25 protein-coding genes are annotated in these 25,034 nt (G+C 55.1%); 5 read left to right on the plus strand and 20 right to left on the minus strand.

The features are described from left to right. Window positions 1–10 precede the first annotated feature (10 nt). From ghxP to soxR, 3 genes are all read right to left on the minus strand, one after another. Complete coding sequence (gene ghxP / locus H2Z33_RS06135; RefSeq protein ID WP_006810466.1) at window positions 11–1,360, minus strand: guanine/hypoxanthine transporter GhxP; 1,350 nt, start codon at window positions 1,358–1,360, stop codon at window positions 11–13. Between the two features lie 297 nt (window positions 1,361–1,657). Continuing rightward, window positions 1,658–2,329: a glutathione S-transferase family protein gene (locus H2Z33_RS06140; protein WP_017694715.1), complete on the minus strand. Its 672-nt coding sequence runs from the start codon at window positions 2,327–2,329 to the stop codon at window positions 1,658–1,660. Window positions 2,330–2,685: 356 nt separating this feature from the next. Beyond that, the gene (gene soxR, locus H2Z33_RS06145; protein ID WP_003860275.1) at window positions 2,686–3,144 is read right to left on the minus strand and encodes a redox-sensitive transcriptional activator SoxR; all 459 of its coding nucleotides are present in this window, start codon (window positions 3,142–3,144) and stop codon (window positions 2,686–2,688) included. Between the two features lie 98 nt (window positions 3,145–3,242). Between soxR and soxS the strand changes: the two genes are divergently transcribed. Next, entirely contained in the window at window positions 3,243–3,569 is a 327-nt protein-coding gene (gene soxS, locus H2Z33_RS06150) for a superoxide response transcriptional regulator SoxS (RefSeq protein WP_003860277.1), read from the plus strand. Between the two features lie 6 nt (window positions 3,570–3,575). Here the strand turns inward: soxS and H2Z33_RS06155 are convergent, their stop codons facing one another. Next, entirely contained in the window at window positions 3,576–5,141 is a 1,566-nt protein-coding gene (locus H2Z33_RS06155) for an EAL domain-containing protein (protein WP_015570189.1), read from the minus strand. 265 nt (window positions 5,142–5,406) lie between these two features. Next, the gene (locus H2Z33_RS06160; RefSeq protein WP_063135426.1) at window positions 5,407–6,807 is read right to left on the minus strand and encodes a sensor domain-containing diguanylate cyclase; all 1,401 of its coding nucleotides are present in this window, start codon (window positions 6,805–6,807) and stop codon (window positions 5,407–5,409) included. Between the two features lie 443 nt (window positions 6,808–7,250). Here H2Z33_RS06160 and H2Z33_RS06165 point away from each other — a divergent pair, with 443 nt between their 5' ends. Then, complete coding sequence (locus H2Z33_RS06165) at window positions 7,251–7,532, plus strand: YjcB family protein (protein ID WP_003860282.1); 282 nt, start codon at window positions 7,251–7,253, stop codon at window positions 7,530–7,532. Window positions 7,533–7,592: 60 nt separating this feature from the next. Here the strand turns inward: H2Z33_RS06165 and ssb1 are convergent, their stop codons facing one another. Beyond that, the gene (gene ssb1, locus H2Z33_RS06170) at window positions 7,593–8,123 is read right to left on the minus strand and encodes a single-stranded DNA-binding protein SSB1 (RefSeq protein ID WP_063135425.1); all 531 of its coding nucleotides are present in this window, start codon (window positions 8,121–8,123) and stop codon (window positions 7,593–7,595) included. A 251-nt stretch (window positions 8,124–8,374) separates the two neighbouring features. On the opposite strand from ssb1, the gene uvrA reads away from it, so the two are divergent. Next, complete coding sequence (gene uvrA, locus H2Z33_RS06175; RefSeq protein WP_015570187.1) at window positions 8,375–11,197, plus strand: excinuclease ABC subunit UvrA; 2,823 nt, start codon at window positions 8,375–8,377, stop codon at window positions 11,195–11,197. A gap of 3 nt (window positions 11,198–11,200) precedes the next feature. Here uvrA and H2Z33_RS06180 read toward each other — a convergent pair whose 3' ends face one another. From H2Z33_RS06180 to dnaB, 6 genes are all read right to left on the minus strand, one after another. Further along, window positions 11,201–11,554 carry an MmcQ/YjbR family DNA-binding protein gene (locus H2Z33_RS06180; protein WP_017382628.1) on the minus strand — a complete coding sequence of 118 codons (354 nt, stop codon included), beginning with the start codon at window positions 11,552–11,554 and terminating at the stop codon, window positions 11,201–11,203. 2 nt (window positions 11,555–11,556) lie between these two features. Then, the gene (locus H2Z33_RS06185; RefSeq protein WP_017382627.1) at window positions 11,557–11,973 is read right to left on the minus strand and encodes a secondary thiamine-phosphate synthase enzyme YjbQ; all 417 of its coding nucleotides are present in this window, start codon (window positions 11,971–11,973) and stop codon (window positions 11,557–11,559) included. A 112-nt stretch (window positions 11,974–12,085) separates the two neighbouring features. Next, complete coding sequence (aphA, locus tag H2Z33_RS06190) at window positions 12,086–12,799, minus strand: acid phosphatase AphA (RefSeq protein ID WP_017382626.1); 714 nt, start codon at window positions 12,797–12,799, stop codon at window positions 12,086–12,088. 268 nt (window positions 12,800–13,067) lie between these two features. Next, complete coding sequence (tyrB, locus tag H2Z33_RS06195) at window positions 13,068–14,261, minus strand: aromatic amino acid transaminase (RefSeq protein ID WP_017382625.1); 1,194 nt, start codon at window positions 14,259–14,261, stop codon at window positions 13,068–13,070. A gap of 109 nt (window positions 14,262–14,370) precedes the next feature. Beyond that, window positions 14,371–15,450, minus strand: coding sequence for an alanine racemase (gene alr, locus H2Z33_RS06200; RefSeq protein WP_063135424.1), 1,080 nt, complete (start codon window positions 15,448–15,450; stop codon window positions 14,371–14,373). 16 nt (window positions 15,451–15,466) lie between these two features. Further along, entirely contained in the window at window positions 15,467–16,879 is a 1,413-nt protein-coding gene (gene dnaB / locus H2Z33_RS06205) for a replicative DNA helicase (protein ID WP_003860298.1), read from the minus strand. Between the two features lie 60 nt (window positions 16,880–16,939). On the opposite strand from dnaB, the gene H2Z33_RS06210 reads away from it, so the two are divergent. Next, window positions 16,940–17,923 (plus strand): quinone oxidoreductase, encoded by a 984-nt coding sequence (locus H2Z33_RS06210; protein ID WP_063135423.1) that lies wholly within the window; start codon window positions 16,940–16,942, stop codon window positions 17,921–17,923. A 184-nt stretch (window positions 17,924–18,107) separates the two neighbouring features. Here H2Z33_RS06210 and pspG read toward each other — a convergent pair whose 3' ends face one another. The 4 genes from pspG to H2Z33_RS06230 form a co-directional block, all read right to left on the minus strand. Next, a complete protein-coding gene (gene pspG / locus H2Z33_RS06215) occupies window positions 18,108–18,350 on the minus strand; it encodes an envelope stress response protein PspG (RefSeq protein ID WP_017382623.1) in 243 nt (80 codons plus the stop codon). Window positions 18,351–18,486: 136 nt separating this feature from the next. After that, window positions 18,487–19,482, minus strand: coding sequence for a tRNA dihydrouridine(20/20a) synthase DusA (gene dusA / locus H2Z33_RS06220; RefSeq protein WP_063135422.1), 996 nt, complete (start codon window positions 19,480–19,482; stop codon window positions 18,487–18,489). Window positions 19,483–19,564: 82 nt separating this feature from the next. Next, on the minus strand, window positions 19,565–20,851 hold the full coding sequence (gene traF, locus H2Z33_RS06225) for a conjugal transfer protein TraF (protein WP_176601513.1): 1,287 nt from the start codon (window positions 20,849–20,851) through the stop codon (window positions 19,565–19,567). A 192-nt stretch (window positions 20,852–21,043) separates the two neighbouring features. Continuing rightward, window positions 21,044–21,532: a cupin domain-containing protein gene (locus H2Z33_RS06230; RefSeq protein ID WP_017382621.1), complete on the minus strand. Its 489-nt coding sequence runs from the start codon at window positions 21,530–21,532 to the stop codon at window positions 21,044–21,046. Window positions 21,533–21,649: 117 nt separating this feature from the next. Between H2Z33_RS06230 and zur the strand changes: the two genes are divergently transcribed. Next, window positions 21,650–22,162 carry a zinc uptake transcriptional repressor Zur gene (zur, locus tag H2Z33_RS06235; protein WP_006810484.1) on the plus strand — a complete coding sequence of 171 codons (513 nt, stop codon included), beginning with the start codon at window positions 21,650–21,652 and terminating at the stop codon, window positions 22,160–22,162. A gap of 47 nt (window positions 22,163–22,209) precedes the next feature. Here the strand turns inward: zur and H2Z33_RS06240 are convergent, their stop codons facing one another. From H2Z33_RS06240 to H2Z33_RS06255, 4 genes are all read right to left on the minus strand, one after another. Then, complete coding sequence (locus tag H2Z33_RS06240; protein ID WP_003860314.1) at window positions 22,210–22,419, minus strand: CsbD family protein; 210 nt, start codon at window positions 22,417–22,419, stop codon at window positions 22,210–22,212. Window positions 22,420–22,538: 119 nt separating this feature from the next. Further along, on the minus strand, window positions 22,539–23,876 hold the full coding sequence (gene dinF, locus H2Z33_RS06245; RefSeq protein WP_063135421.1) for an MATE family efflux transporter DinF: 1,338 nt from the start codon (window positions 23,874–23,876) through the stop codon (window positions 22,539–22,541). A gap of 63 nt (window positions 23,877–23,939) precedes the next feature. After that, on the minus strand, window positions 23,940–24,548 hold the full coding sequence (lexA, locus tag H2Z33_RS06250) for a transcriptional repressor LexA (RefSeq protein ID WP_003860318.1): 609 nt from the start codon (window positions 24,546–24,548) through the stop codon (window positions 23,940–23,942). Window positions 24,549–24,656: 108 nt separating this feature from the next. Then, on the minus strand, window positions 24,657–25,025 hold the full coding sequence (locus H2Z33_RS06255; protein ID WP_017382619.1) for a diacylglycerol kinase: 369 nt from the start codon (window positions 25,023–25,025) through the stop codon (window positions 24,657–24,659). Window positions 25,026–25,034 lie beyond the last annotated feature (9 nt).

Raw genomic sequence — 25,034 nt, forward strand, 5'->3', positions numbered from 1 at the left:
AAAAGTCAATTCAGATGGCCCAGCCGCCCGCGTAGAACGCCACCAGCGCAACGGCGATGACCACGGTACCGATGTTCAGCTTACGCCACTCACCGGAGACCAGACGCCCAATCACCAGCGAGGCGAAGCCGATCATAATGCCGGTCACGATGTTACAGGTCAGCACGATGAATACCGCAGTGATCAGGCCGGACATAGCATCAACAAAATCCGCGAAGTCGATTTTCGCCACGTTGCTCAGCATCAGCAGGCCGACGTACATCAGCGCAGGTGCGGTCGCGTAAGCCGGCACCAGATAAGAGAGCGGAGAGAGGAACAGGATCAGCAGGAACAGCACGCCAACGGTGATGGCCGTCAGGCCGGTTTTACCGCCTGCCGCCGTACCCGCTGCGGACTCAATGTACACCGCCGCAGGCGCCGCACCTACCAGGCCAGAGAAAACGCTGCTCAGGGAGTCGGTGGTCAGCGCTTTGCCGCCGTCAATAATCTGTCCGTCTTTATCCAGCAGGTTAGCCTGACCGGCCACCGCGCGGATGGTGCCCGTGGCATCAAACACCGCGGTCATTACCAGCGCCAGCACGCTTGGCAGGATCACCGGGTTCAGCGCGCCCACAATATCCAGGCTGCCAATCAGGGAGTTACCTTTGTCATCGCTCAGCGACGGCATGGCGAAAATCCCGGAGAAATGAACGGTCGGGTCGAAGATCAGGCCGACGATGGACACGCCGATAATGGTCAGCAGAATGCCGCCCGGCACTTTCAGTTTTTCCAGGCCAATGATCACCGCCAGACCCACCAGCGACATGATCACCGGGAAGCTCGCGAAGTTACCCAGCGCAACCGGCAGGCCGTCCAGCGGGTTCTTGATGACCAGACCCACGCCGTTGGCAGCGATCAGCAGCAGGAACAGGCCAATACCGATGCCGGTGCCGTGCGCCACGCCCTGCGGCAGGTTGCGCAAAATCCAGCTACGAATACCGGTTGCTGAAATTACGGTGAACAGCACCCCCATCAGGAACACGGCGCCGAGCGCTACCGGGACGCTGATATGCTGGCCCAGCACCAGGCTGAAGGCGGTAAACGCGGTCAGGGAGATGGCGCACCCGATCGCCAGCGGCAGGTTCGCCCACAGGCCCATCACAATCGAACCCACACCCGCAACCAGGCAGGTGGCAACGAAGACCGCCGCTGGCGGGAAGCCCGCTTTGCCGAGCATGCCTGGCACCACGATGACGGAGTACACCATCGCCAGAAACGTGGTCAGACCGGCAACAACTTCCTGGCGCACGGTGCTGCCGCGAGCAGAGATTTTAAACATGGCGTCAAGTGAACCGCCGGTACGCGCAGATGGCGTAGACATAGAAAACATCCCCTGAAAATTTTTATTGAAAGTCCGTAAGCGTGGTGGAGACTCCACTGCCAGCGAAACGTCAAATCCTTGTGCTGCGTTTGCGACGAAAGGGGCGTCACAAAAAAAGCAAACGTTTAGCTCCGCGCTTACAAAACGGGTGGTCAAATGTAGGCAAACGATTATCTAGCCTAATACCCGCCCTTTTCAACTGAACTTTCTCGTTTTTCGCTAAAATTGCCTCATGACGATGAAGAATTAAGCAGAGGATGCGCAAACGTTATCGTCCATGCGCAATTTCGTTACATTTCATCCCTCGCCGGGGATTGTCAGCGGGCCGCCTTTCGCAAGCGTTGTCTGCCAGCCCGGACGTGCCTCCACTCTCTGTTTCCACGCCGCTATGTGGTCGAGATTGTCAATGCCGCCTCTCGCCAGCAGGGCGAAGAGGGGAAAACTCATCTGGATATCAGCCATGGTCAGCGTGTCGCCGGCAAACCAGCTGTTTTCGGCAAGATGATCGTTAATAAAGCGCGCATGCGTTTCCAGCTGGCGGTTGAGATACGCTTTTTGCACCCCCTGCCCCAGCGCCTTACCCAGCGTGCGCAGGCCAAACGGGACGGGTGGTTTGCCGAGGCTGTTAAACACCAGCTTCATTAACAGTAGCGGCATCAAAGACCCTTCGGCGTAATGCAGCCAGAAGCGATACTGCACTTTATGGGCGGGATCTAACGGTTTGAATCGTGACGCCGAATCGTACGTTTCCTGAAGATATTCCAGAATCGCGCCTGATTCGGCCAGCACCAGTCCGTTATCTTCCAGTACCGGGGATTTCCCCAGCGGATGCACTTTTTTGAGCGAATCCGGTGCAAGCATGGATTTCTCGCGCTGGTAGCGCACAATCTCATACGTCAGACCCAGCTCTTCCAGCGCCCAGAGGACGCGATGTGAACGAGACTGATTAAGGTGGTGGACCGTTAGCATGATGTTCTCCGGTGATTCATACTTTTTAACTATAGAAAACTGAACAACTTCACGAAAAAAATTTGGCTAAAATCTCACCGTTTCCGGTGGCAAAAACGGCGGCCGGGCATAGAATTAAAGTGTCAGTACAAACCGGAACCTCCTCCACAAGCTCGACACGAGGGGTACTGATGTCGGGGGAAACCCTCCCGTGAGCCAGCGGGATAGAGAGAAAGACAAAGACCGGAAAAAACTAAAGCGCCCTTAGTGGCGCTTTAGTTCTTTATGCTTGTTGCCTGGTGGCGGCTGCGCCTTACCCGACCTGCAAAACCGAGAGCGTAGGCCGGGTAAGCGAAGCGCCATCCGGCAAACACCTCTCAATCCTCCTCCAGCAACCGCGCCCCCGTTCCCTGCTCGCCCAGCCTGTCACCCGGGTTACGTAGCGGACAATCGCTGCGTGATAAACACCCGCAACCAATGCAGCCGTCCAGCTCATCGCGCAGGGCCACCAGCGTGTGAATACGACGATCCAGCTCTTCTCGCCACTGGGACGACAGCTGCTTCCACTCCTTCGCGCTCAGCGAGTGCCCTTCCGGCAATACGCCGAACGCGTCACCGATGGTGGCCAGAGGAATGCCGATACGTTGCGCAATTTTGATGATCGCCACGTAGCGGAGCACATCGCGGGTGTAGCGCCGCTGGTTTCCGGCGTTACGGATACTTTTTATTAACCCTTTGCTTTCATAGAAGTGGAGTGCCGACACCGCCACACCGCTTCGCTTAGCCACTTCACCGGGGGTTAACAGCGCTTTGATGCGCGGTAATCTCTTTTCCATAAAACCCCTTTACCTCAAGTTAACTTGAGGAATTATACTCCCCCGCAGAGAAAACGACGAATCAACCAGGACAGATGTCTCCACAGAGGGGTAACCTTATGTCGCATCAGCAAATTATTCAGACACTTATTGAATGGATTGATGAACATATCGACCAGCCGTTGAACATTGATGTGGTCGCTAAGAAGTCGGGCTATTCGAAATGGTATTTACAGAGAATGTTCCGCACCGTAATGCATCAAACGCTGGGTGATTACATTCGCCAGCGCAGGCTCCTGCTGGCGGCGCAGGCGTTACGCTCAACGCAGCGGCCCATTTTTGATATCGCAATGGATCTGGGCTATGTGTCGCAGCAGACCTTTTCCCGCGTCTTCCGCCGCGAGTTTGACCGTACGCCGAGCGACTACCGCCATCAGCTCAATTAATGCGTGTTAACGCAAGGGTTGCTGCTGCCAGGCCATAAATGCCTGGGGCGGCATCGCTTTCGCGAAGTGCCATCCCTGACAATACTGCACGCCACGCTTCAGCAACCAGCTCACCTGCTCCCCCGTCTCGACCCCTTCCGCAATGGTTTTCAGCCGCAGGCTTTGCGCCATCTCAATGATGTGCTCGGCAATCAGGTGGCTGGTGCTATTGGTGGTTAAGGTATCGATAAAGGATTTGTCGATTTTCAGGATATCGACGTTCAGCGAATAGAGGTTATGCAGGTTAGAGTAGCCGGTTCCGAAATCATCAATCGCCACTTCATACCCCGCCTGGCGAAACGCCTGAATGACCGGCGTGGTTTTCGGCACGTCAATAAACCCCCGCTCCGTCACCTCAATTTTGATTTGCTGCGCGCGAACCGAGTAAAAGCGGGCTTTGTCGGAGATCAGGGCGATAAGACGCGAAGAGTGAAAATCCGACGCCGACAGGTTAATCGAGACATACAGATCGGGATGAGCGGCAAGAAAATGGCCCAGATCGCTGAACACCTCCTCCACGACGTAATCCGTAATGCGCTCAATCATCCCCTCTTTTTCTGCCAGGGGAATAAATTCCGCCGGGCTCATAACCTGACCGTTGAATCCAGGCCAGCGCAACAACGCCTCTGCCCCCACGCACTGGTTATTTTTAATATCAATAATGGGCTGATAATGGACGCACAGCTGGCGTTTATTCAGCGCCCGGTGCAGAAGTCGGCCAGGCGAATTGAATTCACGGTGTGTACGCGACCACACCAGCAGAATAATAATGCTGCAAATTATCCCCAGCGGTAGCGTCAGGGTAGCCTGATGATAAAGCGTTTTATAAAAACGGGCGCTGGAGGTTGAAACGATGGCCGCAATCGGCCGCTGCCCGGATTTCACGATCGTATAAAAACGGTCACCTTTCTGAAAAGTCGTTTCCTGATGTCGAAGCATCGAATGCAATAAAGAAATATTGGCTTTCTGGCTTACAGAAAAGAATGCATTGCTGACGGTGTCATACACCCCCCACGACAGGGAACGATCGTCTGACATCACCTCACTGTACGAAAGCGGGTTGACCACTGCGACATAATTTCCGCGCTGCATATATATCATTTTATAACCATCAAAAAATGGCGTATCGCGAAAATAATAGATAGCAACGTCGGGTTTACGTGTGTAATTGGCAGCGGGAATGGTGTAAGGATGATCCGGCGTAAAAAGGGTCGAGCAGAGAAACGACTGGCCTTCAGCATAAATTAAATCGGCAACAAAAAGACGACCGCGGGAAACGTTCAACATATATTGACGATGCTCCGGCGTACACACTTTTCCCTGATATTTTTCCGCGTCTTCCCGGGCCAGATCAACCTGTTGAATAACCCGTTCAGTTTTGTTTAAAGCAAGTTCAGCAAACGTGCGCAGCTGGGCGCTGATTTCCGACACGGCTCTAAGCTGGGCAAACCATAGCGCAAGCATCACCGGCAGCATAACTACCATGATAATCCCGACCACTTTGAGCATGTTGCGCAGCGCGCTACGATTCATTTCCCGCTCTGTATCCCTGCATGTTGTACGCCTGTAGCAATGAAGACCGGCTGCTTTGATAAACAGGTGATTACGTTGCATGAATCATGGGAAGTTAGCAACTGACTTTTGGTATTAAAAATCCTAAAATTCGTGATGCCGATAATATTTTCCCGTAAGCCAAACTAAAAGTATTCATTTCGTTTCTGATAAGGAAAATAATTACCCGCGACAGGTGTGGAAAATTCGCTGGCTGAAATAGCCTGCTCTTTGTTCTTATGCTGATTTATAAATAATCAGACGCCAGGACCGTTTTTCCTCTTCCCGTACGCTTGGCGTCATATAATGCCTTATCGGCACGCATCAGTATGGCAGAAGTATCCCGTTGCCCCTGACAGACTTCAACCACCCCGGCGCTGAAAGAGAGTACCAGCGTTTTATCGCCCACACGCAGCGGTTTTGAGATCAGCGCGGCACGCAGCCGGGAAGAGAGCAACGTAGCGGCCATACCATCCGTGTGCGCCAGCAGAAGAACAAACTCTTCGCCCCCCACCCGTCCCAGCGCCGACCCGGCCGGGCTCACCTCGCGAATACGGTCGCAAAAGTGGATCAATGCCGCATCGCCAACCTGATGTCCCCACCGATCGTTGATCTGCTTGAAATAATCGAGATCGAACATCAGGAGACAGAAGTGGCTACTGACATCCTGCGGCGAACTGGCTGCCAGCGCTATTTTGAGACGCTGTAAGATTGTCGAGCGATTCAGACAGCCCGTCAGATCGTCCGTGGTGGCTTTGACGGTCAGCTGCTGTTCTGCTTTTTTACGTTCGGTGATATCCAGGCCAATGTTGAGAATGGAGTTATCCGGCAAAAGGATGTTTGACCAGAGAATGGTTAACTGCGTCCCGTCTTTACGCACCGGGTGCCATTCGTACATATCCTTAAGTGGTGCGAAACGAACCGACTCCTGCACGCGCTGCCGCTCCTCAGGATCCGGGTAAAACAGGGCCAGCGGATCGGGATGCTCGCCGATTTCAGTCATACTCCAGCCAAAGACTTTTTCGCATTCGGCATTCCACAAAACACACCGGTTATGCCTGTCAAAGGCGTTCATTAATACCGGAGCACGCTCAAATAAGGTTTTATATTGCGTGACGACGCGCTGCATTTCCTGCGCCGTTTTTTCCCGCACGATGATGTCATCAAAATAATCTTTTAGCTTCTCAACCAATACCACCACGATATTTTTCAATATCGGCAACGAGGTCAGTTTTTCATTAAAAGCCAAAAAGAAATAACCACTGCACTGTCTGCCATGCGCTGAGAATTTACACAGCACGCCGCTTTGCAGCCGCGCATAGCCTGGGTGCTGATGGGAAAATACCGCCCGGCCAATATGCTCTTTCCAGTAGATCACCCGCCAGGCGCGCTGATGCCGCTGCAACAGGGTGCTGGCAAGAAAATCCGCCACGTTAAAGGCGTGACACGTCACGTCGCCGGCACAAACCACGCGCGGCCCGTCTGCGGATTCGACACTGACCCATGAGAGATTTGCCCCCAGTGCGCTGTTGATAATTTCCAGCATTTCAACTGGCGAACACTGCGCGTTGAGTTGCGGCATCAGCTTCGCCAGGGCATGCAGCGCCTGCATGCTGTCGTTAATAATCTCGCGTCTTTTTTCTTTCATTATCTTTTCGCAGGTCATTAATCGAGAGAGCAACCGCAATAATTCATATCTGAATAAAAGAATAAGACCACGAAATCAAAGAGCATGCTGAGTGTAAAACAAAGAATACAAAATCCAAAAAAGTCAATTAATTCAATGCGATGAATTATTTTTGCGGGTACATTTATTGTTCCACACAAGCATAATCCATAGATATACTGCTGTAAACGCTATACAGCCGATGGCGTTTTGCAAAGGTTTTACTATCTGGATGAAATAAAAATAAAAATTCCGACCAGACGTCGCTCTGAGCGACGACGATATATTTTCCCCGGCAATAATCCCACTTTTACCTCACGCGGATACTGGCGAATAAAACAGCAAATGTGATATAGTTCACACATCTTATGTAACGAGAAACATTGTTTCATTCCAGTTCGTCTGTTTTGTCGAGGATGGGTTTTATGGCAACCATTACCACCAGCATGGTGCTCCTGCGCTGGCCGTTGTTGAGCGCGGTTTTGATGTTCCTGGCCAGCACGTTAAACATTCAGTTTCGAAAGTCCGACTACGCAGGTCTTGCTGTGATTAGCACCCTGTTAGGGTTGGGCGCCGCATGCTGGTTCGCGACAGGTTTGCTTGGCATTACGCTGGTAGACATTGCCGCCGTCTGGGAAAACATTAAAGTGGTGATGGTTGAAGCCATGAGCCACACTCCGCCAGACTGGCCGATGGTGATTACCTGATAGCCTGTTATAAAAAACCCAGACACTGTCTGGGTTTTTTGTTTTTCACGCGTCTGGATATCAGAACGGGATATCGTCGTCGAAATCCATTGGCGGTTCGTTAGACGGTGCCGGAGCAGACTGCTGCTGCGGACGGGACTGCGCGCCGCCGCTGAACTGGTTGCCGCCCTGAGGCTGCTGAGGCTGACCCCAACCACCCTGCTGCTGATTCTGACCGCCACCTACCGGTGCGCCACCGCCCTGACGGCCACCCAGCATTTGCATGGTGCCGCCCACGTTCACCACCACTTCCGTGGTGTACTTCTCAGCGCCGGATTGGTCGGTCCATTTGCGGGTACGCAGCTGGCCTTCGATATAGACCTGAGAACCTTTACGCAGATACTCACCGGCCACTTCGGCCAGTTTGCCAAACAGCACAACGCGGTGCCATTCGGTCTGCTCTTTCATTTCTCCGGTCGCTTTATCACGCCAGGATTCGGAAGTAGCCAGCGTAATGTTGGCAACTGCGCCACCACTCGGCATGTAGCGTACTTCCGGGTCCTGGCCCAGATTACCGACGAGAATCACCTTGTTTACGCCTCTGCTGGCCATGTTCGTGTCTCCTGAATACGTTTCTTAATAGTGTAAACGCGCGAGTGTACCATTTCCATGCTGCACTTTGATAGTTGCGTAGCACGTTCCAGAGTTCTCCCGCGAACTCGACATTGTTACACAGTGAATCAGAAAATGCATTCCAATACTGTATATTCAAACAGGTCATTTTGTGTCATAATTAGCCGTTTCTGACAGCCGTTTGTCCTTCAAACAAATCAGGCAATCCGTGTTCCAACCGGGAAAGGTGAATGGATAAGATCGAAGTTCGGGGCGCCCGCACCCATAATCTCAAGAATATCAACCTCATAATCCCTCGCGACAAACTCATCGTCGTGACCGGGCTTTCGGGGTCTGGCAAATCCTCACTGGCTTTCGACACTTTGTATGCCGAAGGACAGCGTCGTTACGTTGAATCGCTCTCGGCGTACGCGCGTCAGTTCCTGTCGCTGATGGAAAAACCGGATGTCGACCACATTGAAGGGTTGTCCCCTGCTATCTCCATTGAGCAGAAATCCACATCGCATAACCCGCGCTCCACGGTCGGTACCATTACCGAAATCCATGACTACCTGCGTCTGCTGTATGCGCGCGTGGGCGAGCCGCGCTGCCCGGATCACGATGTCCCGCTGGCGGCACAAACCGTGAGCCAGATGGTGGATAACGTGCTGTCGCAGCCGGAAGGCAAACGCCTGATGCTGCTGGCGCCGATCATTAAAGAGCGTAAGGGCGAGCACACCAAAACGCTGGAGAACCTGGCAAGCCAGGGCTATATCCGCGCCCGTATCGACGGTGAAGTGTGTGACCTGTCGGATCCGCCAAAGCTGGAGCTGCAAAAGAAACACACCATCGAAGTGGTGATTGACCGCTTTAAGGTACGTGAAGATCTGGCGACGCGTCTGGCGGAGTCCTTTGAAACGGCGCTGGAACTGTCGGGCGGCACGGCCGTGGTCTCCGATATGGACGACCCGAAAGCGGAAGAGCTGCTCTTCTCCGCCAACTTCGCCTGTCCGATTTGCGGCTACAGCATGCGCGAGCTGGAACCGCGCCTGTTCTCGTTCAACAACCCGGCGGGCGCGTGCCCGACCTGTGACGGCCTGGGCGTTCAGCAGTATTTCGACCCGGACCGTGTGATCCAAAACCCGGAACTGTCGCTGGCGGGTGGCGCTATTCGCGGCTGGGATAAGCGTAATTTTTACTACTTCCAGATGCTGAAATCGCTGGCTGAGCACTATAAGTTCGACGTTGAAGCCCCGTGGGCCAGCCTGAGCGCGAACGTACATAAAGTGATCCTGTTCGGTTCCGGCAAAGAGAATATTGAGTTCAAGTACATGAACGATCGCGGTGACACTTCCGTGCGTCGCCACCCGTTCGAAGGGGTGTTGCACAACATGGAGCGCCGCTACAAAGAGACCGAATCCAGCGCGGTGCGTGAGGAGCTGGCGAAGTTCATCAGCAACCGCTCCTGCGCCACCTGCGAGGGTACACGTCTGCGTCGCGAAGCGCGTCACGTGTTTGTCGAAAACACGGCGCTGCCGACCATCTCAGACATGAGCATCGGCCACGCGATGGACTTCTTCAACAACCTGAAGCTCTCCGGACAGCGCGCGAAAATCGCTGAAAAAGTGCTGAAAGAGATCGGCGATCGCCTCAAGTTCCTCGTGAACGTCGGTCTGAACTACCTGACGCTTTCCCGCTCGGCTGAAACGCTGTCCGGCGGTGAAGCCCAGCGTATCCGTCTGGCGAGCCAGATTGGCGCGGGCTTAGTCGGCGTGATGTACGTGCTGGATGAGCCGTCTATCGGCCTGCACCAGCGCGACAACGAACGCCTGCTCGGCACGCTGGTTCACCTGCGTAACCTCGGCAACACGGTAATCGTGGTCGAGCACGACGAAGATGCGATCCGCGCCGCGGACCACGTGATCGACATCGGCCCGGGCGCTGGCGTGCACGGCGGACAGGTGGTGGCGGAAGGGACGCTGAAAGACATTATGGCGGTGCCCGAATCGCTGACCGGTCAGTACATGAGCGGCAAGCGCAAAATTGAAGTGCCGAAACAGCGCGTGGCGGCGAACCCGGAAAAAGTGCTGAAGCTGACCGGCGCGCGCGGCAACAACCTGAAGGACGTGACCCTGACACTGCCTGTCGGGCTGTTTACCTGCATCACCGGCGTGTCCGGTTCCGGTAAATCGACGCTGATCAACGATACGCTGTTCCCGATTGCGCAGACGGCGCTGAACGGCGCGACGCTGGCCGAGCCTGCGCCGTACCGCGACATTCAGGGGCTGGAGCATTTCGACAAGGTTATCGACATCGATCAGAGCCCGATTGGCCGTACGCCGCGTTCCAACCCGGCGACCTATACCGGCGTCTTTACGCCCGTACGTGAACTCTTTGCCGGCGTGCCGGAAGCGCGTTCACGCGGCTATACGCCAGGCCGTTTCAGCTTTAACGTGCGCGGCGGCCGCTGTGAAGCGTGCCAGGGCGACGGCGTAATCAAGGTTGAGATGCACTTCCTGCCGGATATCTACGTGCCGTGCGACCAGTGCAAAGGTAAGCGTTATAACCGTGAAACGCTGGAGATTAAGTACAAAGGCAAGACCATCCACGAAGTGCTGGATATGACCATCGAAGAGGCACGCGAGTTCTTTGACGCCGTCCCTGCGCTGGCGCGTAAGCTGCAAACCCTCATGGATGTGGGTCTGACCTATATTCGTCTGGGGCAGTCAGCGACAACGCTGTCCGGCGGTGAAGCGCAGCGCGTGAAGCTGGCGCGTGAGCTGTCCAAACGCGGTACCGGTCAGACGCTGTATATTCTGGATGAGCCGACCACCGGCCTGCACTTTGCGGATATCCAGCAGCTGCTGGACGTGCTGCACCAGCTGCGCGATCAGGGCAACACCATCGTGGTGATTGAGCACAACCTGGACGTGATTAAAACCGCTGACTGGATTGTCGATCTCGGCCCGGAAGGCGGCAGCGGCGGCGGTGAAATCCTCGTCTCCGGTACGCCAGAGACCGTTGCAGAGTGCGAAGCCTCGCACACCGCGCGCTTCCTCAAACCGTTGCTGTAATCGTCACACGGAGAGCTGCTGTCGGATCGTTTCCGGCAGCAGTTCTACCGCCTGTAGATACGACGCATCCACCAGGTAGTAAATTTGCGAATCTGGCAGCGAGCCGTCGAGAAACACCGTACTCCAGTGCGCTTTATTCAGATGCTTACTTGGCCTGACATCATCGTGCTGCTGGCGCAGTAAGTCCGCCAGTTCCGGACTGGTTTTCAGTGATGCCGCAGGCCGCGCATCCACCTCTTTCACCATCGCGAACAGCACATCCCCCACTTTGATCTGCGTGGCTTTCCAGTCGCTGTGAACGCTTTGTTCCGCACCCGGCTTGCTCATGCAGTACTGAAGTATCTCCGAAATTGTCATCTTTATTCCCCTTGTAGCGTTGCGATAATTTTACGCGAACCACCGTGAATGCGATGTTCTCCCAGCCAGATCCCCTGCCACGTTCCCAGCTGTAGCCGTCCGTTGTGGACCGGCAGCATCAGCGAGACGCCCAGCAAAGAGGATTTGATGTGCGAAGGCATATCGTCCGCCCCCTCATAGTCATGCTCATAAGGCGCGTTGTCCGGGACGCTCTTCAGAAAATGGTGCTCCATGTCGGACCGGACGGTGGGATCGCAATTTTCATTGAGCGTGAGAGAAGCAGACGTGTGCTGAAGCAGCAGATGCAGCAAACCCGTTTTGACGCGCGACAGGTCGCGGATTTGCCCGATGACTTCGTCCGTCACAAGGTGAAATCCGCGTGGTTTTGCGCTTAAGGTCAGGGTCTGTTGATACCACATGTGCTGCTCCATTATGAAAGGTGAATATTTCTAAGTGTGCAGCAAGAAAGCGAAAGGTAAAACCCGCGCAGCGAGATTTGCTTAAAAAAGCATTCACCCCGCCGTTAATACATCAGTATTCAGAGTTAACGATCACCTCTTCACCAAATTTTCCGGCCATCGGCAGCGGTCGGTAGGTGGAGTTCGAGGCGCGTAGCACCCTGATGCCTCTGGCCCCCACGTCTTGCGCCGCGGTGATGTCGTTATCTGAATCCCCGTAGAACACTTTGATATTTTTCTTTTCCAGCCACTGGGTTTTGGTGTTTTGCCCTTCCTGGTCCCCGGCAAAAATGACCGGGTTCATGCTGGCCGCCGGGATCAGGAAATCATCCTGTAGCGTTTTCGAGACGGTTTCGGTTTTGGTCTGGCTACGTCCGGTCACGAAGTAAATGCTGTCGCCGCGCTTTACGTGCATGGCGATCAGCGCGCGGGCAACCTCTTTCGGGATACTGAACTCATCCCAGCCGTTGTTCATCTTTTCCCAGAATTCCGGGTTTTTCAGATAGGCTTCGCTGTCCGGGGAGTACGTTTTTTTGCCGCGCCAGAAACCGGGGCTGGAGAAGAGAACGGTATCGTCAATATCGAAGCCCACGGCTATCGGCGGGCGACCCGTCAGGCTATTTTCGATTTGTGCCACTGAAACCCAGTGAATGGGGGCCTGTTCGGCAAGAATGGCGGCGGTAGTGCCGGTGTAAAGCGGCGTGGGTGCAGAAGCCCGTGCAACAACGGCGCTATTAAGCGAGAACAATAAGCAGGCGGCGCTGAGCGCCAGTGTGATCTTGCGCATATTTTCCCCTGAATATTCAGTTTGTTATCTTTTTATTTTGAGCGGATGGTCAAAAAACTATCCGACCATAACCCCAGCGGTAGGGGAAGGAAAGGAGTTTTTACTTATGGAGCTGAATAAAAAGAAGACGATCACAAAGCGCAGAAGAAACGTGTAGGTCCGGGAAGCGAAGCGCCACCGGGCAATGACTGGCACCGGCGCGAACAAAAAAGCCGGGTGGCGGCTACGCCTTGCCCGGCCTACATACAGTATGCAAGTAAGTGAATGCTTACATTACGGATGCAAACGCCTGCGCCACGCGCTGGACGTTGCTGGCATTCAGACCCGCCACGCACATACGGCCGCTGGCGATCAGGTAGACACCGAACTCTTCGCGCAGGCGATCGACCTGCGCTGCGCTCAGTCCGGTGTAGCTGAACATCCCGCGTTGCTTGAGAAGATAATCAAAGTTATGCCCAGGCACGGCCTCTTTCAGGACGTTAACCAGCTCCTGACGCATCGACAGGATGCGCTTACGCATCGCTTCCACTTCCGCAAGCCAGGACGCTTTCAGCGTTTCGTCACCGAGAACTGTCGCCACCACCTGCGCACCAAAGTTCGGCGGGCTGGAGTAGATCCGGCGGACCGTCGCTTTCAGCTGACCGAGTACGCGTCCCGCGGCTTCGGCGTCTTCACACACCACGGACAGGCCGCCAACGCGCTCGCCGTACAGGGAGAAGATTTTTGAGAACGAGTTGCTGACCAGAGCGGGAAGCCCCGCGCTGGCAATCGCGCGAATGGCGTAGGCGTCTTCCTCCATGCCCGCGCCAAAGCCCTGATAGGCGATGTCGAGGAACGGGATCAGGTTACGCGCCTTCAGTATCTCGATCACCGCATCCCACTGGGCATTGGTGAGGTCCGCACCGGTCGGGTTATGGCAGCACGGATGCAGCAATACGATACTGCGCTCCGGCAGGGTGTTCAGTTTTTCCAGCAGCGCATCAACGCGCACGCCGTTGGTTTCGCTGTCGAACCACGGATAGGTCGCCACCTTAAAGCCCGCGCCCTCGAAGATCGCAACGTGGTTTTCCCACGTCGGGTCGCTGACCCACACGCCGGAATCCGGGAAGTACTTTTTCAGGAAATCTGCGCCTACCTTCAGCGCACCCGAGCCACCCAGCGTCTGGATAGTCGCCACGCGCTTTTGCGCGAGCACCGCGTGGTCCGCACCAAACAGCAGCGGCGCGATAGTGTTGCGGTAGGTGTTTAATCCTTCCATCGGCAGATAAAGCGAAGCACCGTGCGGGGTTGCGTTCAGACGCGCTTCAGCTTCGGCAACGGCTTTCAACTGAGGAATGATGCCGTCTTCGTTGTAGTAAAGACCAATGCTGAGGTTCACTTTGTCGCTGCGAGGATCTTCTTTGAAACGCTCCATCAAGGAGAGGATAGGGTCGCCGGCGTAGGCGTCTACTTTCTGAAACACGCGATGTTCTCCGGATTATTATGAGGCAGGGCATTCAACAATAAACCGGAAGCGGAAGAAGATCGAGGGGATGTTAACAGAAGCGGGATGCATCGCATCCCGCTCATGCTTAGTCGACGTATTTCATTGCGACCCTTGAAGTAAGGCGCGTGATAAGTTCGTAAGCACTCACTTTTGTTATTTCAGCAATACGCTCTACCGGCAGGCCTTCACCCCACATCACCGCATCGTCCCCCGCTTTATCCTGCGCGTCGGGCCCAAGATCAACACAAATCATGTCCATCGCCACGCGACCGACAATCTTGACTTCGCGTCCATTGACCAGCACCGGCGTCCCCGTTGGCGCGGCGCGGGGATAGCCGTCGCCGTAGCCCATCGCCACCACGCCAAGACGCGTGTCGTGCTCGCTGGTCCAGGTGCCGCCGTAACCCACCGGCTCTCCCGCTTTGTGCTCACGCACGGCAATCAGCTTTGAAACCAGCGACATAACCGGCTTAAAGCCAAAGTCCGGCCCCCAGGGTTTGTTCTCCAGCGGCGAAACGCCATAAAGAATGATGCCCGGACGCGCCCAGTCGAAGTGCGACTGCGGCCATAGCAGGATCCCGCCGGACGCCGCAATGGAGCGCATCCCCGGTTTGCCTTCGCAGAAGGTGTTGAAGATATCAAGCTGCTGTTCCGTTGCGCCGCATTCAGGCTCATCGGCGCGGGCAAAGTGGCTGACGATATTCACTGGCTGACGCACATTTTTGCACTGACTCAGACGCTGATAAAACGCCTCCGCGCTTTCCGGCCGTACGCCCAGACGGTGCATGCCCGTGTCGAGCTTCATCCAGACGGTGACCGGCTCGCTCAGTTCAGCCGTTTCCAGCGCGGCCAGCTGTTCTTCGTTATGCACCGCCGTGTGCAGGTGCTGATCGGCAATGGTCGCCAGGTCCGAGGCTTCAAAAAAGCCTTCCAGGAGCAGAATCGGTTGCGTAATTCCGCCTGCGCGCAGGCGGAGAGCTTCTTCGAGACGGGCGACGCCAAAAGCGTCGGCATCGGGGAGCGTTCGCGCGGTCTCAAGAAGACCGTGTCCGTAAGCGTTCGCTTTCACAACTGCAACGAGCTTACTGGCGGGCGCCAGTTCTCGCAGACGTTGCAGGTTGTGTCGCAGAGCGCGGCGGTTAATCACAACAGTTGCCGCTTGCATTTGAATTCCTTAGAAATTACTCATCATCATATTGAGGACCGGCATAGTTGTCGAAACGCGACCACTGGCCGTTAAAGGTCAGACGTACCGTACCGATGGGGCCGTTACGTTGCTTACCAATAATAATTTCGGCGATCCCTTTCAGATCGCTGTTCTCGTGATAAACCTCATCACGGTAGATGAACATGATTAAGTCGGCATCCTGCTCGATGGAGCCGGATTCACGCAGGTCGGAGTTGACCGGGCGCTTGTCTGCACGTTGTTCCAGAGAGCGGTTAAGCTGCGATAGCGCCACCACCGGCACGTGCAGCTCTTTGGCTAACGCCTTGAGCGAGCGGGAAATCTCGGCAATCTCCAGCGTACGATTGTCGGAAAGCGACGGAACGCGCATCAGCTGAAGGTAGTCGATCATGATGAGGCCGATACCACCGTGTTCACGGGCGATACGGCGCGCGCGGGAGCGCACTTCCGTCGGCGTCAGGCCGGAGGAGTCATCGATATAGATGTTCCGTTTTTCCAGCAAAATCCCCATGGTACCGGAGATCCGCGCCCAGTCCTCATCGTCCAGCTGACCGGTACGGATGCGGGTCTGATCCACACGCGACAGGGACGCCAGAGAACGCATCATGATCTGTTCAGAGGGCATCTCAAGACTGAAGATAAGCACCGGCTTATCCTGCAACATCGCCGCGTTTTCGACGAGGTTCATCGCAAATGTCGTTTTACCCATCGACGGACGCGCCGCGACGATAATCAAATCCGATGGCTGAAGACCTGCCGTTTTCTTGTTGAGATCGTCATAACCGGTGTTCACCCCCGTCACGCCATCGTGCGGCTGCTGGAAAAGCTGCTCAATACGCGCAACCGTGGCGTCGAGCACATCGGCGATATTTTTCGGGCCTTCGTCTTTGTTCGCACGGCTTTCGGCGATTTTAAAGACGCGGGATTCCGCCAGGTCGAGCAGATCTTCGCTGGTGCGCCCCTGGGGATCGAAACCGGCCTCGGCGATCTCATTCGCCACCGAGATCATCTCGCGGACAACGGCACGTTCACGAACGATATCAGCGTAAGCGCTGATGTTCGCGGCACTTGGCGTGTTTTTTGACAGTTCTGCCAGATAGGCAAATCCGCCGACGCTGTCGAGCTGTCCCAGACGCTCCAGCGATTCTGCGAGCGTAATCAGGTCAATCGGGCTGCCCGACTCCTGCAACCGCGCCATTTCCGTAAAGATATGGCGGTGCGGGCGGGTATAAAAGTCTTCCGCGACAACGCGCTCGGCGACGTCGTCCCAGCGTTCGTTATCCAGCATTAAACCGCCCAACACCGACTGTTCCGCTTCAATCGAGTGCGGCGGGACTTTTAACCCGGCGACCTGATAATCACGCTCACGAGGTTCAGTCTGTTTGTTGAAGGGTTTGTTTCCTGCCATAGTGAATGGAGTTACCGAGATAAAGAGTGGGTCGAAAGATTACCACATTCTGGAGGAAGCATGGCAACACGTATTGAATTTCACAAGCATGGTGGCCCTGACGTACTCAAAGCGGTGGAATTTACCCCCGCTGCGCTTGGCGAGAACGAAATCCAGGTGGAAAACAAAGCGATCGGCATTAACTACATCGATACCTATATTCGCGGCGGCCTCTATCCGCCTCCGTCGATGCCGAGCGGACTGGGCACCGAGGCGGCCGGTATCGTCAGCAAAGTGGGCAGCGCGGTTAAGCACATTAAGGAAGGCGATCGCGTGGTGTACGCGCAGTCGGCGCTGGGCGCTTACAGCTCCATCCATAACGTTCCGGCCGAGAAAGCGGCGCTTCTGCCAAATGCGATCGGCTTCGAGCAGGCTGCCGCCTCATTCCTGAAAGGGCTGACGGTCTATTATCTGCTGCGCAAAACCTACGAAATTAAGCCTGACGAGCAATTCCTTTTTCACGCAGCCGCAGGTGGCGTGGGGCTGATTGCCTGCCAGTGGGCGAAAGCCCTGGGCGCGAAGCTGATCGGCACCACAGGCAGCGCGCAAAAAGCGCAGCGCGCGCTGGACGCGGGCGCATGGCAGGTGATCAACTACCGGGAAGAGAGCATCGTTGAGCGGCTGAAAGAGATCACTGGCGGCAAAAAGGTCCGCGTGGTGTATGACTCGGTGGGGAAAGACACCTGGGAATCTTCGCTGGACTGCCTGCAACGTCGCGGGCTAATGGTGAGCTTCGGAAATGCCTCCGGGGCAGTCACCGGCGTCAACCTGGGCATTCTGAATCAGAAAGGGTCGCTATACGTCACTCGCCCTTCCCTGCAAGGTTACATCACCAACCGGGAAGAACTTGAGGAAGCCAGCAACGAGCTGTTCTCGCTGATCGCCAGTGGGGTAATTAAAGTGGATGTGGCAGAGGCGCAGAAATATCCGCTGACCGATGCGCAGCGCGCGCATGAGGTGCTGGAGAGCCGGGCAACGCAGGGATCAAGTCTGTTAATTCCCTGAGCCATAAAAAGAAATTGGGCTTCCCGTGGGAAGCCCTTTCTTTTTTTAGTTCGGCTGTATGTAGGGTACAGCTCGATGAATTCTTTAGCGGCAGCCATAGTGACAGATTCGATAAGTAAATCCTATTCTGTTCTAAGGATTGCTGCCGGAAAAGTTGCAGGTATGTGACGTACACCTCAATACCTTAGTAACGGAAGCGGTTATTACGCTGATAAGTGGGCAGTTTTGGTGATTTAATCGCCCGTATCGCCCATACCACCGCAATCGCCAGAAGTAACCACGGCAAGAGTTTAATCGTCAGGGCAAATAAACCGCCGACAAACATCACCACCGTGGCCACGACGAGCGCGGCCAGGATGCCGAGCAGCGATACGCCCGTGACCATCAGCATGATAAAGAAGCCAATCACAAAAAGTAGTTCCAGCATGGTGCTCTCCCACGAGTTCCCGAATGATGCAGCGATCGTTACAAGAAACATGCCAAAAATAAGTCGTTGTTCTGAAAGCAAAACGCCCCGCAATGTCTTGCAGGGCGTGGCGTATTTGACCATCTTTTAGCGAAATTTAACGTTTATCCGCAACCAGACGCAGCGCGTGTTCCAGGACCTCAATATCCGCACCGGCCTTATGCGCGTTTTCGCTGAGATAACGACGCCACTGCCGCGCACCAGGAATGCCCTGGAACAGGCCAAGCATATGGCGGGTAATGTGGCCCAGATACGTACCATTGCTCAGCTCGCGCTCAATGTACGGATACATGGCGCGCACTACCGCCACGGGATCGGAGTCAGCACCGTCAACACCAAAGATTTCCCGGTCAACCGTCGCCAGAATGCCCGGGTTCTGATACGCCTCGCGTCCGACCATCACGCCATCCATATGTTCGAGATGCGCTTTGGCCTCGTCCAGCGACGTAATACCGCCGTTGATCGACATGGTCAGGTGCGGGAAGTCGCGTTTTAGCTGGTACACGCGCGGGTAGTCCAGAGGCGGGATCTCGCGGTTTTCTTTCGGGCTGAGGCCAGAGAGCCAGGCTTTACGGGCGTGGATGATAAACATCTCGCATTCACCCTTCCCTGATACGGTGTTGATGAAATCACACAGAAACTCGTAGCTGTCCTGGTCGTCTATGCCGATACGGGTTTTGACCGTAACCGGGATAGAGACGACGTCGCGCATCGCTTTGATACAGTCCGCCACCAGATGTGCATTACCCATCAGACACGCGCCGAACATACCGTTTTGCACACGGTCGGACGGGCAACCGACGTTGAGGTTAATCTCGTCATAGCCGCGTTCTTCAGCCAGTTTCGCGCACTGCGCCAGCGCAGCCGGATCGCTGCCACCCAGTTGCAGCGCAACCGGATGCTCCTCTTCGCTGTACGCCAGATAATCGCCCTTGCCGTGAATAATTGCGCCGGTAGTGACCATTTCGGTGTACAGCAGCGTATGGCGGGAGAGCTGACGCAGGAAATAGCGGCAGTGTCTGTCCGTCCAGTCAAGCATTGGCGCAATGGAGAAACGGTGTGCAGGGAAAGCGGTCTGGAATTCTGACGACATGGCGAAGTTTTAAGCATCTGGTGGAAAAGGGGCGCTACTATAGCACAAAGAAAAGCCGGAGGCGCAGCGCCTCCGGTGTACTTTAGAACGTCATGCTCAACTGTGCCCCTGCGCCCCAGGTCTCGTCTTCGCCATAAAGCCCCATCAGGTCAACGTGGACGGAGTTGAACGGCGCGAAACCGACACCGCCGGTAAAGACGTTGCTGTCGTTCCCTTTCATATCCGCACGATAACCGGCGCGTACTGCCAGCCAGCTCAGTGGCGTGACTTCGGCACCAACGCCAACGTACTGGGAGGTGTCTTCGCTTTTAAAGCCCTTGGTTTCGGTCAGATCGCCGTCTGCGGTCAGCGTGACCAGATCGTTGTGCCAGGCGGCCCCGGCAGTGACCAGCGGACGGATCTGATAAGTGTCTTTATAACTCACCACCTCTCCCGTACGCCCGTTGCGGATGCGGATATCTTTGGTATCGATATCGCGCGACATCAGGTTTTGCCCGCTCACGCCGACCGTCCAGTTTTCACCGAAATCAGCAGCAATACCGGCATCGACGTTGAAGCCAGTGTCGTCGGTACGGTAGCGGCTGTCGTTCCACTTATTACTGTCGTAATCGTAGATTGAAGTGGTGTAGTTATAGAGCCAGGTTTTTTGCAGCTTCGGCGTGACGCCAACGGAAACCGGAACGCCGCCAAGATCGAACTGACGGGCCACCGCAATACCGTAGTCGGACACAATCGCCGCCCGACCAGACGCCGTAGAGTTAAGGTTTTTGGTGATCTGATCGGTGCCGTTTAGCGCGGCATCCAGCGCCACACCGGCAGCCACCGCATCGCTTCGTTGTATACCGCGCAGATAATCAATGTCCTGCTGATCGATTGAAGAGCTGACCCGGCCATGGGCATAGCCTTTTGCCATAAAGGCCACGGAAAGAACATCGTTAGGGATACTGACGGCAATCCCCGCCCCAGCGGTGGCGTGTGCGGTCTTGCCTTTCAGGTAGTCCAGTTCATCAGCGAGATCTTTCGCTGCGCCCTGGAACTGATTGATCGAACCTAATGGATTGGTGATAACTTCAATGGGGGTCAGACTATCAACCACATCCTTGTAATGATTGATTTTGTCGTTAATGGTATCAATCTCGTCCTGAAGATTGTCTTCATCGGTCACCTGCACGCCAACGGACGGCAAAATAACCGTCACATCATCCTCGGGCTTAGATTTTGCCAGTAACGCGGGGTTGATTAACGCCCCACTGCCATAGCTCCCTGCCGCGACACCCGTTCCGCCCATTGCGTCGCTACGCGCTTCCGTCCAGGTATTGGCTGCTCCCGCCTGATTTGCCATAAAAAAGGAGACAGCGATGCTAACCATCGAAAATTTAAAATGTTTTTTCACAGTGTGCTCGTAAATAGTTTGTTATTAGTTAACCCTGTCTGTTATCACCCAAACAGGAACGAACTATTGCTGTGAATAAGTGCAAAAAGACCCGCTATTTCCTTAAGTTAAATTCCATCCCGGCCTGTTGTAATATGTGACGACCATCAATATTTATAGAAGAGGAAATTATTTTCGCCCAGGTTTTCCATCGTGCGGGCCAAAAAACTGAGGCGGATGGTCGACCCAGCGGTCTTCGCGCGTCGCGGCATACACCGGATTGAGCGGATAGTAGATGCGGTTATGTTTTTTATTGGCCTCACCCACTACCAGCAGGCGCACCTCTTCATCGGTATTGTTGATAAAGGTGTGACACACGCCCGTCCCGGCTGGAAATCCCACGCTGTCTCCGGGTTCGAGCTTCCATAAATAGCCATTGATCCAGGCCTCAGGGTAACCCTCCAGAACGTAAACAAACTCCTCTTCGTCGCTTTCCGCATGCGGATAAGACGTACGGCGTCCGGGTGGCAGCCGTTCATGGTGAATACCAATGCGGCCGAGACCCAGCCTGCGGGCCAGCGGCGCGCCAACAGAAAAACGTTCGTTGCTGTCAGGATACGTTGCGTCATCAGCGCCTTCCACGTCCCGCCAGTGCCGAATACAGTCAGGTCTTTTCATTTTGCGATCTCCTGTTTTACGATGCGTCAGGTATAGCACAGCCTGGCGGATCTCGGTGTTTTTAGCAGAACATGGTAAAGTGAGTGTTTTCACCCCTTACCATATCCGAGGTGCCCGATGGACAAGTCCACAAAAGAGCTGTTAGCGCAAGCTGAAAAGCTGTGCGCGCAACGCAATGTGCGCCTGACCCCGCAGCGCCTTGAGGTACTGCGTCTGATGAGCCTGCAACAGGGCGCCATCAGCGCCTACGATCTGCTCGATCTGCTGCGTGAAAGCGAGCCGCAGGCAAAACCGCCGACCGTTTATCGGGCGCTGGATTTTCTGCTGGAGCAAGGGTTTGTGCATAAAGTGGAATCAACAAACAGCTATGTGCTGTGCCATCTTTTTGACCAGCCAACTCACACGTCCGCCATGTTTATCTGCGATCGCTGTGGTGTGGTGAAGGAAGAGTGTGCGGAAGGTGTGGAAGATATTATGCATACGCTGGCAGCCAGAATGGGCTTTGCGCTGCGCCATAACGTGATTGAAGCCCACGGCTTATGTTCTGCCTGCGTGGAGGTGGAGTCATGCCGCCATCAGGATGCCTGTCAGCACGATCACTCTATCCTGGTGAAGAAAAAGCCGCGTTAAAGCCAAAGAAAAAGGCGGCTCAGGGCCGCCCTTGGGGATAGTGCCGGTTACCAGCGGTAGTCGTTACGGGTTTCCCAGTCTTTGACTTCATTTTCCGCCTGATCTTTTTCGTAACCGTAGCGCTCCTGGATTTTACCTACCAGCTGATCGCGCTTACCTTCAATGACGGTCATATCGTCATCTGTCAGCTTACCCCACTGTTCTTTCGCTTTACCTTTGAATTGCTTCCAGTTGCCGCCGATTTCGTCTTTATTCATAATCGTGTCCTCGTGTTAAGCGTCTATGAGTATCGTCCGCTTCGTTCTTTTCTGCTGGACGTGATTATTATTGTAGTTAAGGATTCGGCAGTTGTTTTTATATTCGGAATCTTTAACCGTTACGATATATCGTGCGGGGCTGGAAACCAGGTATTGTTTCGCCAGTGACGATGCCAGATAACGGCCAGCGAAAGGCCACGCAGTGAGAGAAACACCGCCAGCGCCAGCCACAGACCATGATTGCCGAGATACGGCAGGGTTAGCAGCGTCAGGCCGAACCCCGCCGCCGCGACGGCCATGCTGTTGCGCATCTCCGCCCCTCGCGTCGCACCAATAAACATGCCGTCCAGCAAATAGCACCACACGCCCACCACCGGTAATACTACCTGCCAGAGGATGTAGCGATCGGCCAGCTCACGTAGCGCGGGCAACGAGGTGAGTAACGCGACAATATGCCCACCAAAACAGGCGTATACCAGAGCAAAGACCAGCGCCACCAGGCCCGCCTGACGACAGGCAGCACGCCAGACTTCACGTAACTGGCCGCTTTCACGCGCGCCATAGGCCTGCCCTGAATGCGCCTCCACGGCGTAAGCAAAACCATCCAGCGCGTAAGCGGTAAAGGTCAGTAATGTCATAAGCACTGCGTTGACGGCAACGATCTCAGGCCCAAGACGCGCACCAAAAACGGTTAATGCACCAAAGCAGAGTTGCAGCAGAAGCGAACGGAGCATGATGTCGCGATTAAGCGCCAGCAGCTTACGAATGTTGCCGCGCCAGGCCGATTTCAGCAGAACCAGGGTGATACCGCGCATCGCCAGCACGCGCCAGACCATCCCCAAACCGATCAGCAGCGTACCGTACTCGGCAATCGCCGTGGCCAGCGCCGCGCCCCGGACGTTCATGTGCAGCCCCATCACCAGCCAGAGATCGAGCACAATGTTAAGCAGGTTGCCCACCACCAGCAGGATCACCGGCGCGCGGGCGTACTGCACGCCCAGCAGCCAGCCCAGCAGGACCAGGTTTGCCAGTGAAGCGGGCGCGCTGAGCCAGCGAATTTCGAGGAACCGCCGGGCCTGTTCCAGTACGGCATCGCTGCCGCCTACAATATGGAGCGCAAGATCAATCAGCGGCGTACGCAACAGAATGATTAACGCGCCAGCACCGAATGCCAGAATGAGCGGCTGAACCAGCGCACGCGCCAGACGCAGGGGATCTTTTGCACCATACGCCTGGGCCGTCAGGCCTGTCGTACTCATGCGCAGAAAAAGCAGCAGCATAAAGAGGAAGCTGGTCGCCGTTGCGCCGATCGCGACGCCGCCAAGATAAATCGGCGAATCGAGATGCCCGATAACCGCCGTATCCACCAGCCCCAGCAGAGGAACGGTAATATTGGAAAAAATCATCGGTAGCGCAAGACGCCACAACGCCTTATCGGCAGAAGTTAGCAATGCCATGGAAATTACCGGAATCAGAAAACAGGCCAGGCTGTAGAGGAACTACAGCCTGTCAGGAAGAGATTACAGCCATTCACCGTTGCGGATAACGCCGACCGCCAGTCCTTCAATAGAGAAGCTCTGCTCGCGGAGATCCACCACAATCGGGGAGAATTCATTGTTTTCAGGCAGAAGCTGCACGGTATTGCCTTGTTTCTTAAGGCGCTTAACCGTCACTTCATCATCAATGCGCGCTACCACGACTTGCCCGTTACGCACATCCTGCGTTTTGTGTACCGCCAGCAGATCGCCATCCAGAATACCGATATCTTTCATGGACATTCCGCTAACGCGCAGCAGGAAATCGGCGCTCGGCTTGAACATGCCTGGGTCAACCTGATAGTGCCCTTCGATGTGCTGCTGCGCCAGCAGAGGTTCACCTGCGGCAACGCGGCCCACCAGTGGAATACCGCTCTCTTCTTCCACAAGCAGACGAATGCCGCGTGAGGCGCCGGAAACAATCTCAATCACGCCCTTACGCGCCAGCGCTTTAAGGTGCTCTTCGGCAGCATTAGGAGAACGGAAGCCCAGACGCTGCGCAATTTCTGCACGCGTGGGTGGCATACCCGTCTGGCCGATATGATCCCGAATGAGATCAAACACCTCTTGCTGCCTGGTCGTTAACGCTTTCATACCGCCCCCTGGGTGTATATACAGTTATGCTGTGAGTATATACAGTCAAAGGCGATTTTGGAACCAAAAACTGCACAAAAAACCAGGGACTTAATTATTCCTCGAGGCTCATCGGAAATGCGACCAAAGCAGCGTGACCCAGGTGATCGCCGCAGTGATAATCGCCAGCAGTACGGCAGCAGAACCCATGTCTTTCGCCCGGCCAGACAGTTCATGGAATTCCGACCCGATTCGGTCAACAACGGCCTCAATAGCGCTATTCAGAATTTCCACTATCATCACCAGAAGGACAGATCCGATGAGCAGTACGCGGGTGATAGCATCAACATCAAGGAAGCAGGCGATGACAACGGCAACGATTGCGGCAACCGCTTCCTGGCGGAAAGCGGCTTCATTAACCCATGCCGCGCGGAAACCTTTCCATGAATAACCGGCAGCTTTAATGATTCGAGTTAACCCAGTGGTATTATTGGCCATTAAAAGAAC

Source organism: Enterobacter sp. YSU (genome assembly GCF_016082135.1).
Lineage (GTDB): Bacteria > Pseudomonadota > Gammaproteobacteria > Enterobacterales > Enterobacteriaceae > Enterobacter > Enterobacter hormaechei_C.

Coding starts and splice junctions, on each gene's coding strand:
- lexA (WP_003860318.1), bottom strand. CDS start 24,548: ATGAAAGCGTTAACGACCAGGCAGCAAGAGGTGTTTGATCTCATTCGG.
- dnaB (WP_003860298.1), bottom strand. CDS start 16,879: ATGGCAGGAAACAAACCCTTCAACAAACAGACTGAACCTCGTGAGCGT.
- H2Z33_RS06165 (WP_003860282.1), top strand. CDS start 7,251: ATGGCAACCATTACCACCAGCATGGTGCTCCTGCGCTGGCCGTTGTTG.
- uvrA (WP_015570187.1), top strand. CDS start 8,375: ATGGATAAGATCGAAGTTCGGGGCGCCCGCACCCATAATCTCAAGAAT.
- ghxP (WP_006810466.1), bottom strand. CDS start 1,360: ATGTCTACGCCATCTGCGCGTACCGGCGGTTCACTTGACGCCATGTTT.
- H2Z33_RS06210 (WP_063135423.1), top strand. CDS start 16,940: ATGGCAACACGTATTGAATTTCACAAGCATGGTGGCCCTGACGTACTC.
- H2Z33_RS06140 (WP_017694715.1), bottom strand. CDS start 2,329: ATGCTAACGGTCCACCACCTTAATCAGTCTCGTTCACATCGCGTCCTC.
- aphA (WP_017382626.1), bottom strand. CDS start 12,799: ATGCGCAAGATCACACTGGCGCTCAGCGCCGCCTGCTTATTGTTCTCG.
- dinF (WP_063135421.1), bottom strand. CDS start 23,876: ATGGCATTGCTAACTTCTGCCGATAAGGCGTTGTGGCGTCTTGCGCTA.
- ssb1 (WP_063135425.1), bottom strand. CDS start 8,123: ATGGCCAGCAGAGGCGTAAACAAGGTGATTCTCGTCGGTAATCTGGGC.
- alr (WP_063135424.1), bottom strand. CDS start 15,450: ATGCAAGCGGCAACTGTTGTGATTAACCGCCGCGCTCTGCGACACAAC.
- zur (WP_006810484.1), top strand. CDS start 21,650: ATGGACAAGTCCACAAAAGAGCTGTTAGCGCAAGCTGAAAAGCTGTGC.
- H2Z33_RS06240 (WP_003860314.1), bottom strand. CDS start 22,419: ATGAATAAAGACGAAATCGGCGGCAACTGGAAGCAATTCAAAGGTAAA.
- pspG (WP_017382623.1), bottom strand. CDS start 18,350: ATGCTGGAACTACTTTTTGTGATTGGCTTCTTTATCATGCTGATGGTC.
- H2Z33_RS06155 (WP_015570189.1), bottom strand. CDS start 5,141: ATGAATCGTAGCGCGCTGCGCAACATGCTCAAAGTGGTCGGGATTATC.
- H2Z33_RS06160 (WP_063135426.1), bottom strand. CDS start 6,807: ATGAAAGAAAAAAGACGCGAGATTATTAACGACAGCATGCAGGCGCTG.
- H2Z33_RS06255 (WP_017382619.1), bottom strand. CDS start 25,025: ATGGCCAATAATACCACTGGGTTAACTCGAATCATTAAAGCTGCCGGT.
- soxR (WP_003860275.1), bottom strand. CDS start 3,144: ATGGAAAAGAGATTACCGCGCATCAAAGCGCTGTTAACCCCCGGTGAA.
- soxS (WP_003860277.1), top strand. CDS start 3,243: ATGTCGCATCAGCAAATTATTCAGACACTTATTGAATGGATTGATGAA.
- H2Z33_RS06180 (WP_017382628.1), bottom strand. CDS start 11,554: ATGACAATTTCGGAGATACTTCAGTACTGCATGAGCAAGCCGGGTGCG.
- dusA (WP_063135422.1), bottom strand. CDS start 19,482: ATGTCGTCAGAATTCCAGACCGCTTTCCCTGCACACCGTTTCTCCATT.
- H2Z33_RS06230 (WP_017382621.1), bottom strand. CDS start 21,532: ATGAAAAGACCTGACTGTATTCGGCACTGGCGGGACGTGGAAGGCGCT.
- H2Z33_RS06185 (WP_017382627.1), bottom strand. CDS start 11,973: ATGTGGTATCAACAGACCCTGACCTTAAGCGCAAAACCACGCGGATTT.
- traF (WP_176601513.1), bottom strand. CDS start 20,851: ATGGTTAGCATCGCTGTCTCCTTTTTTATGGCAAATCAGGCGGGAGCA.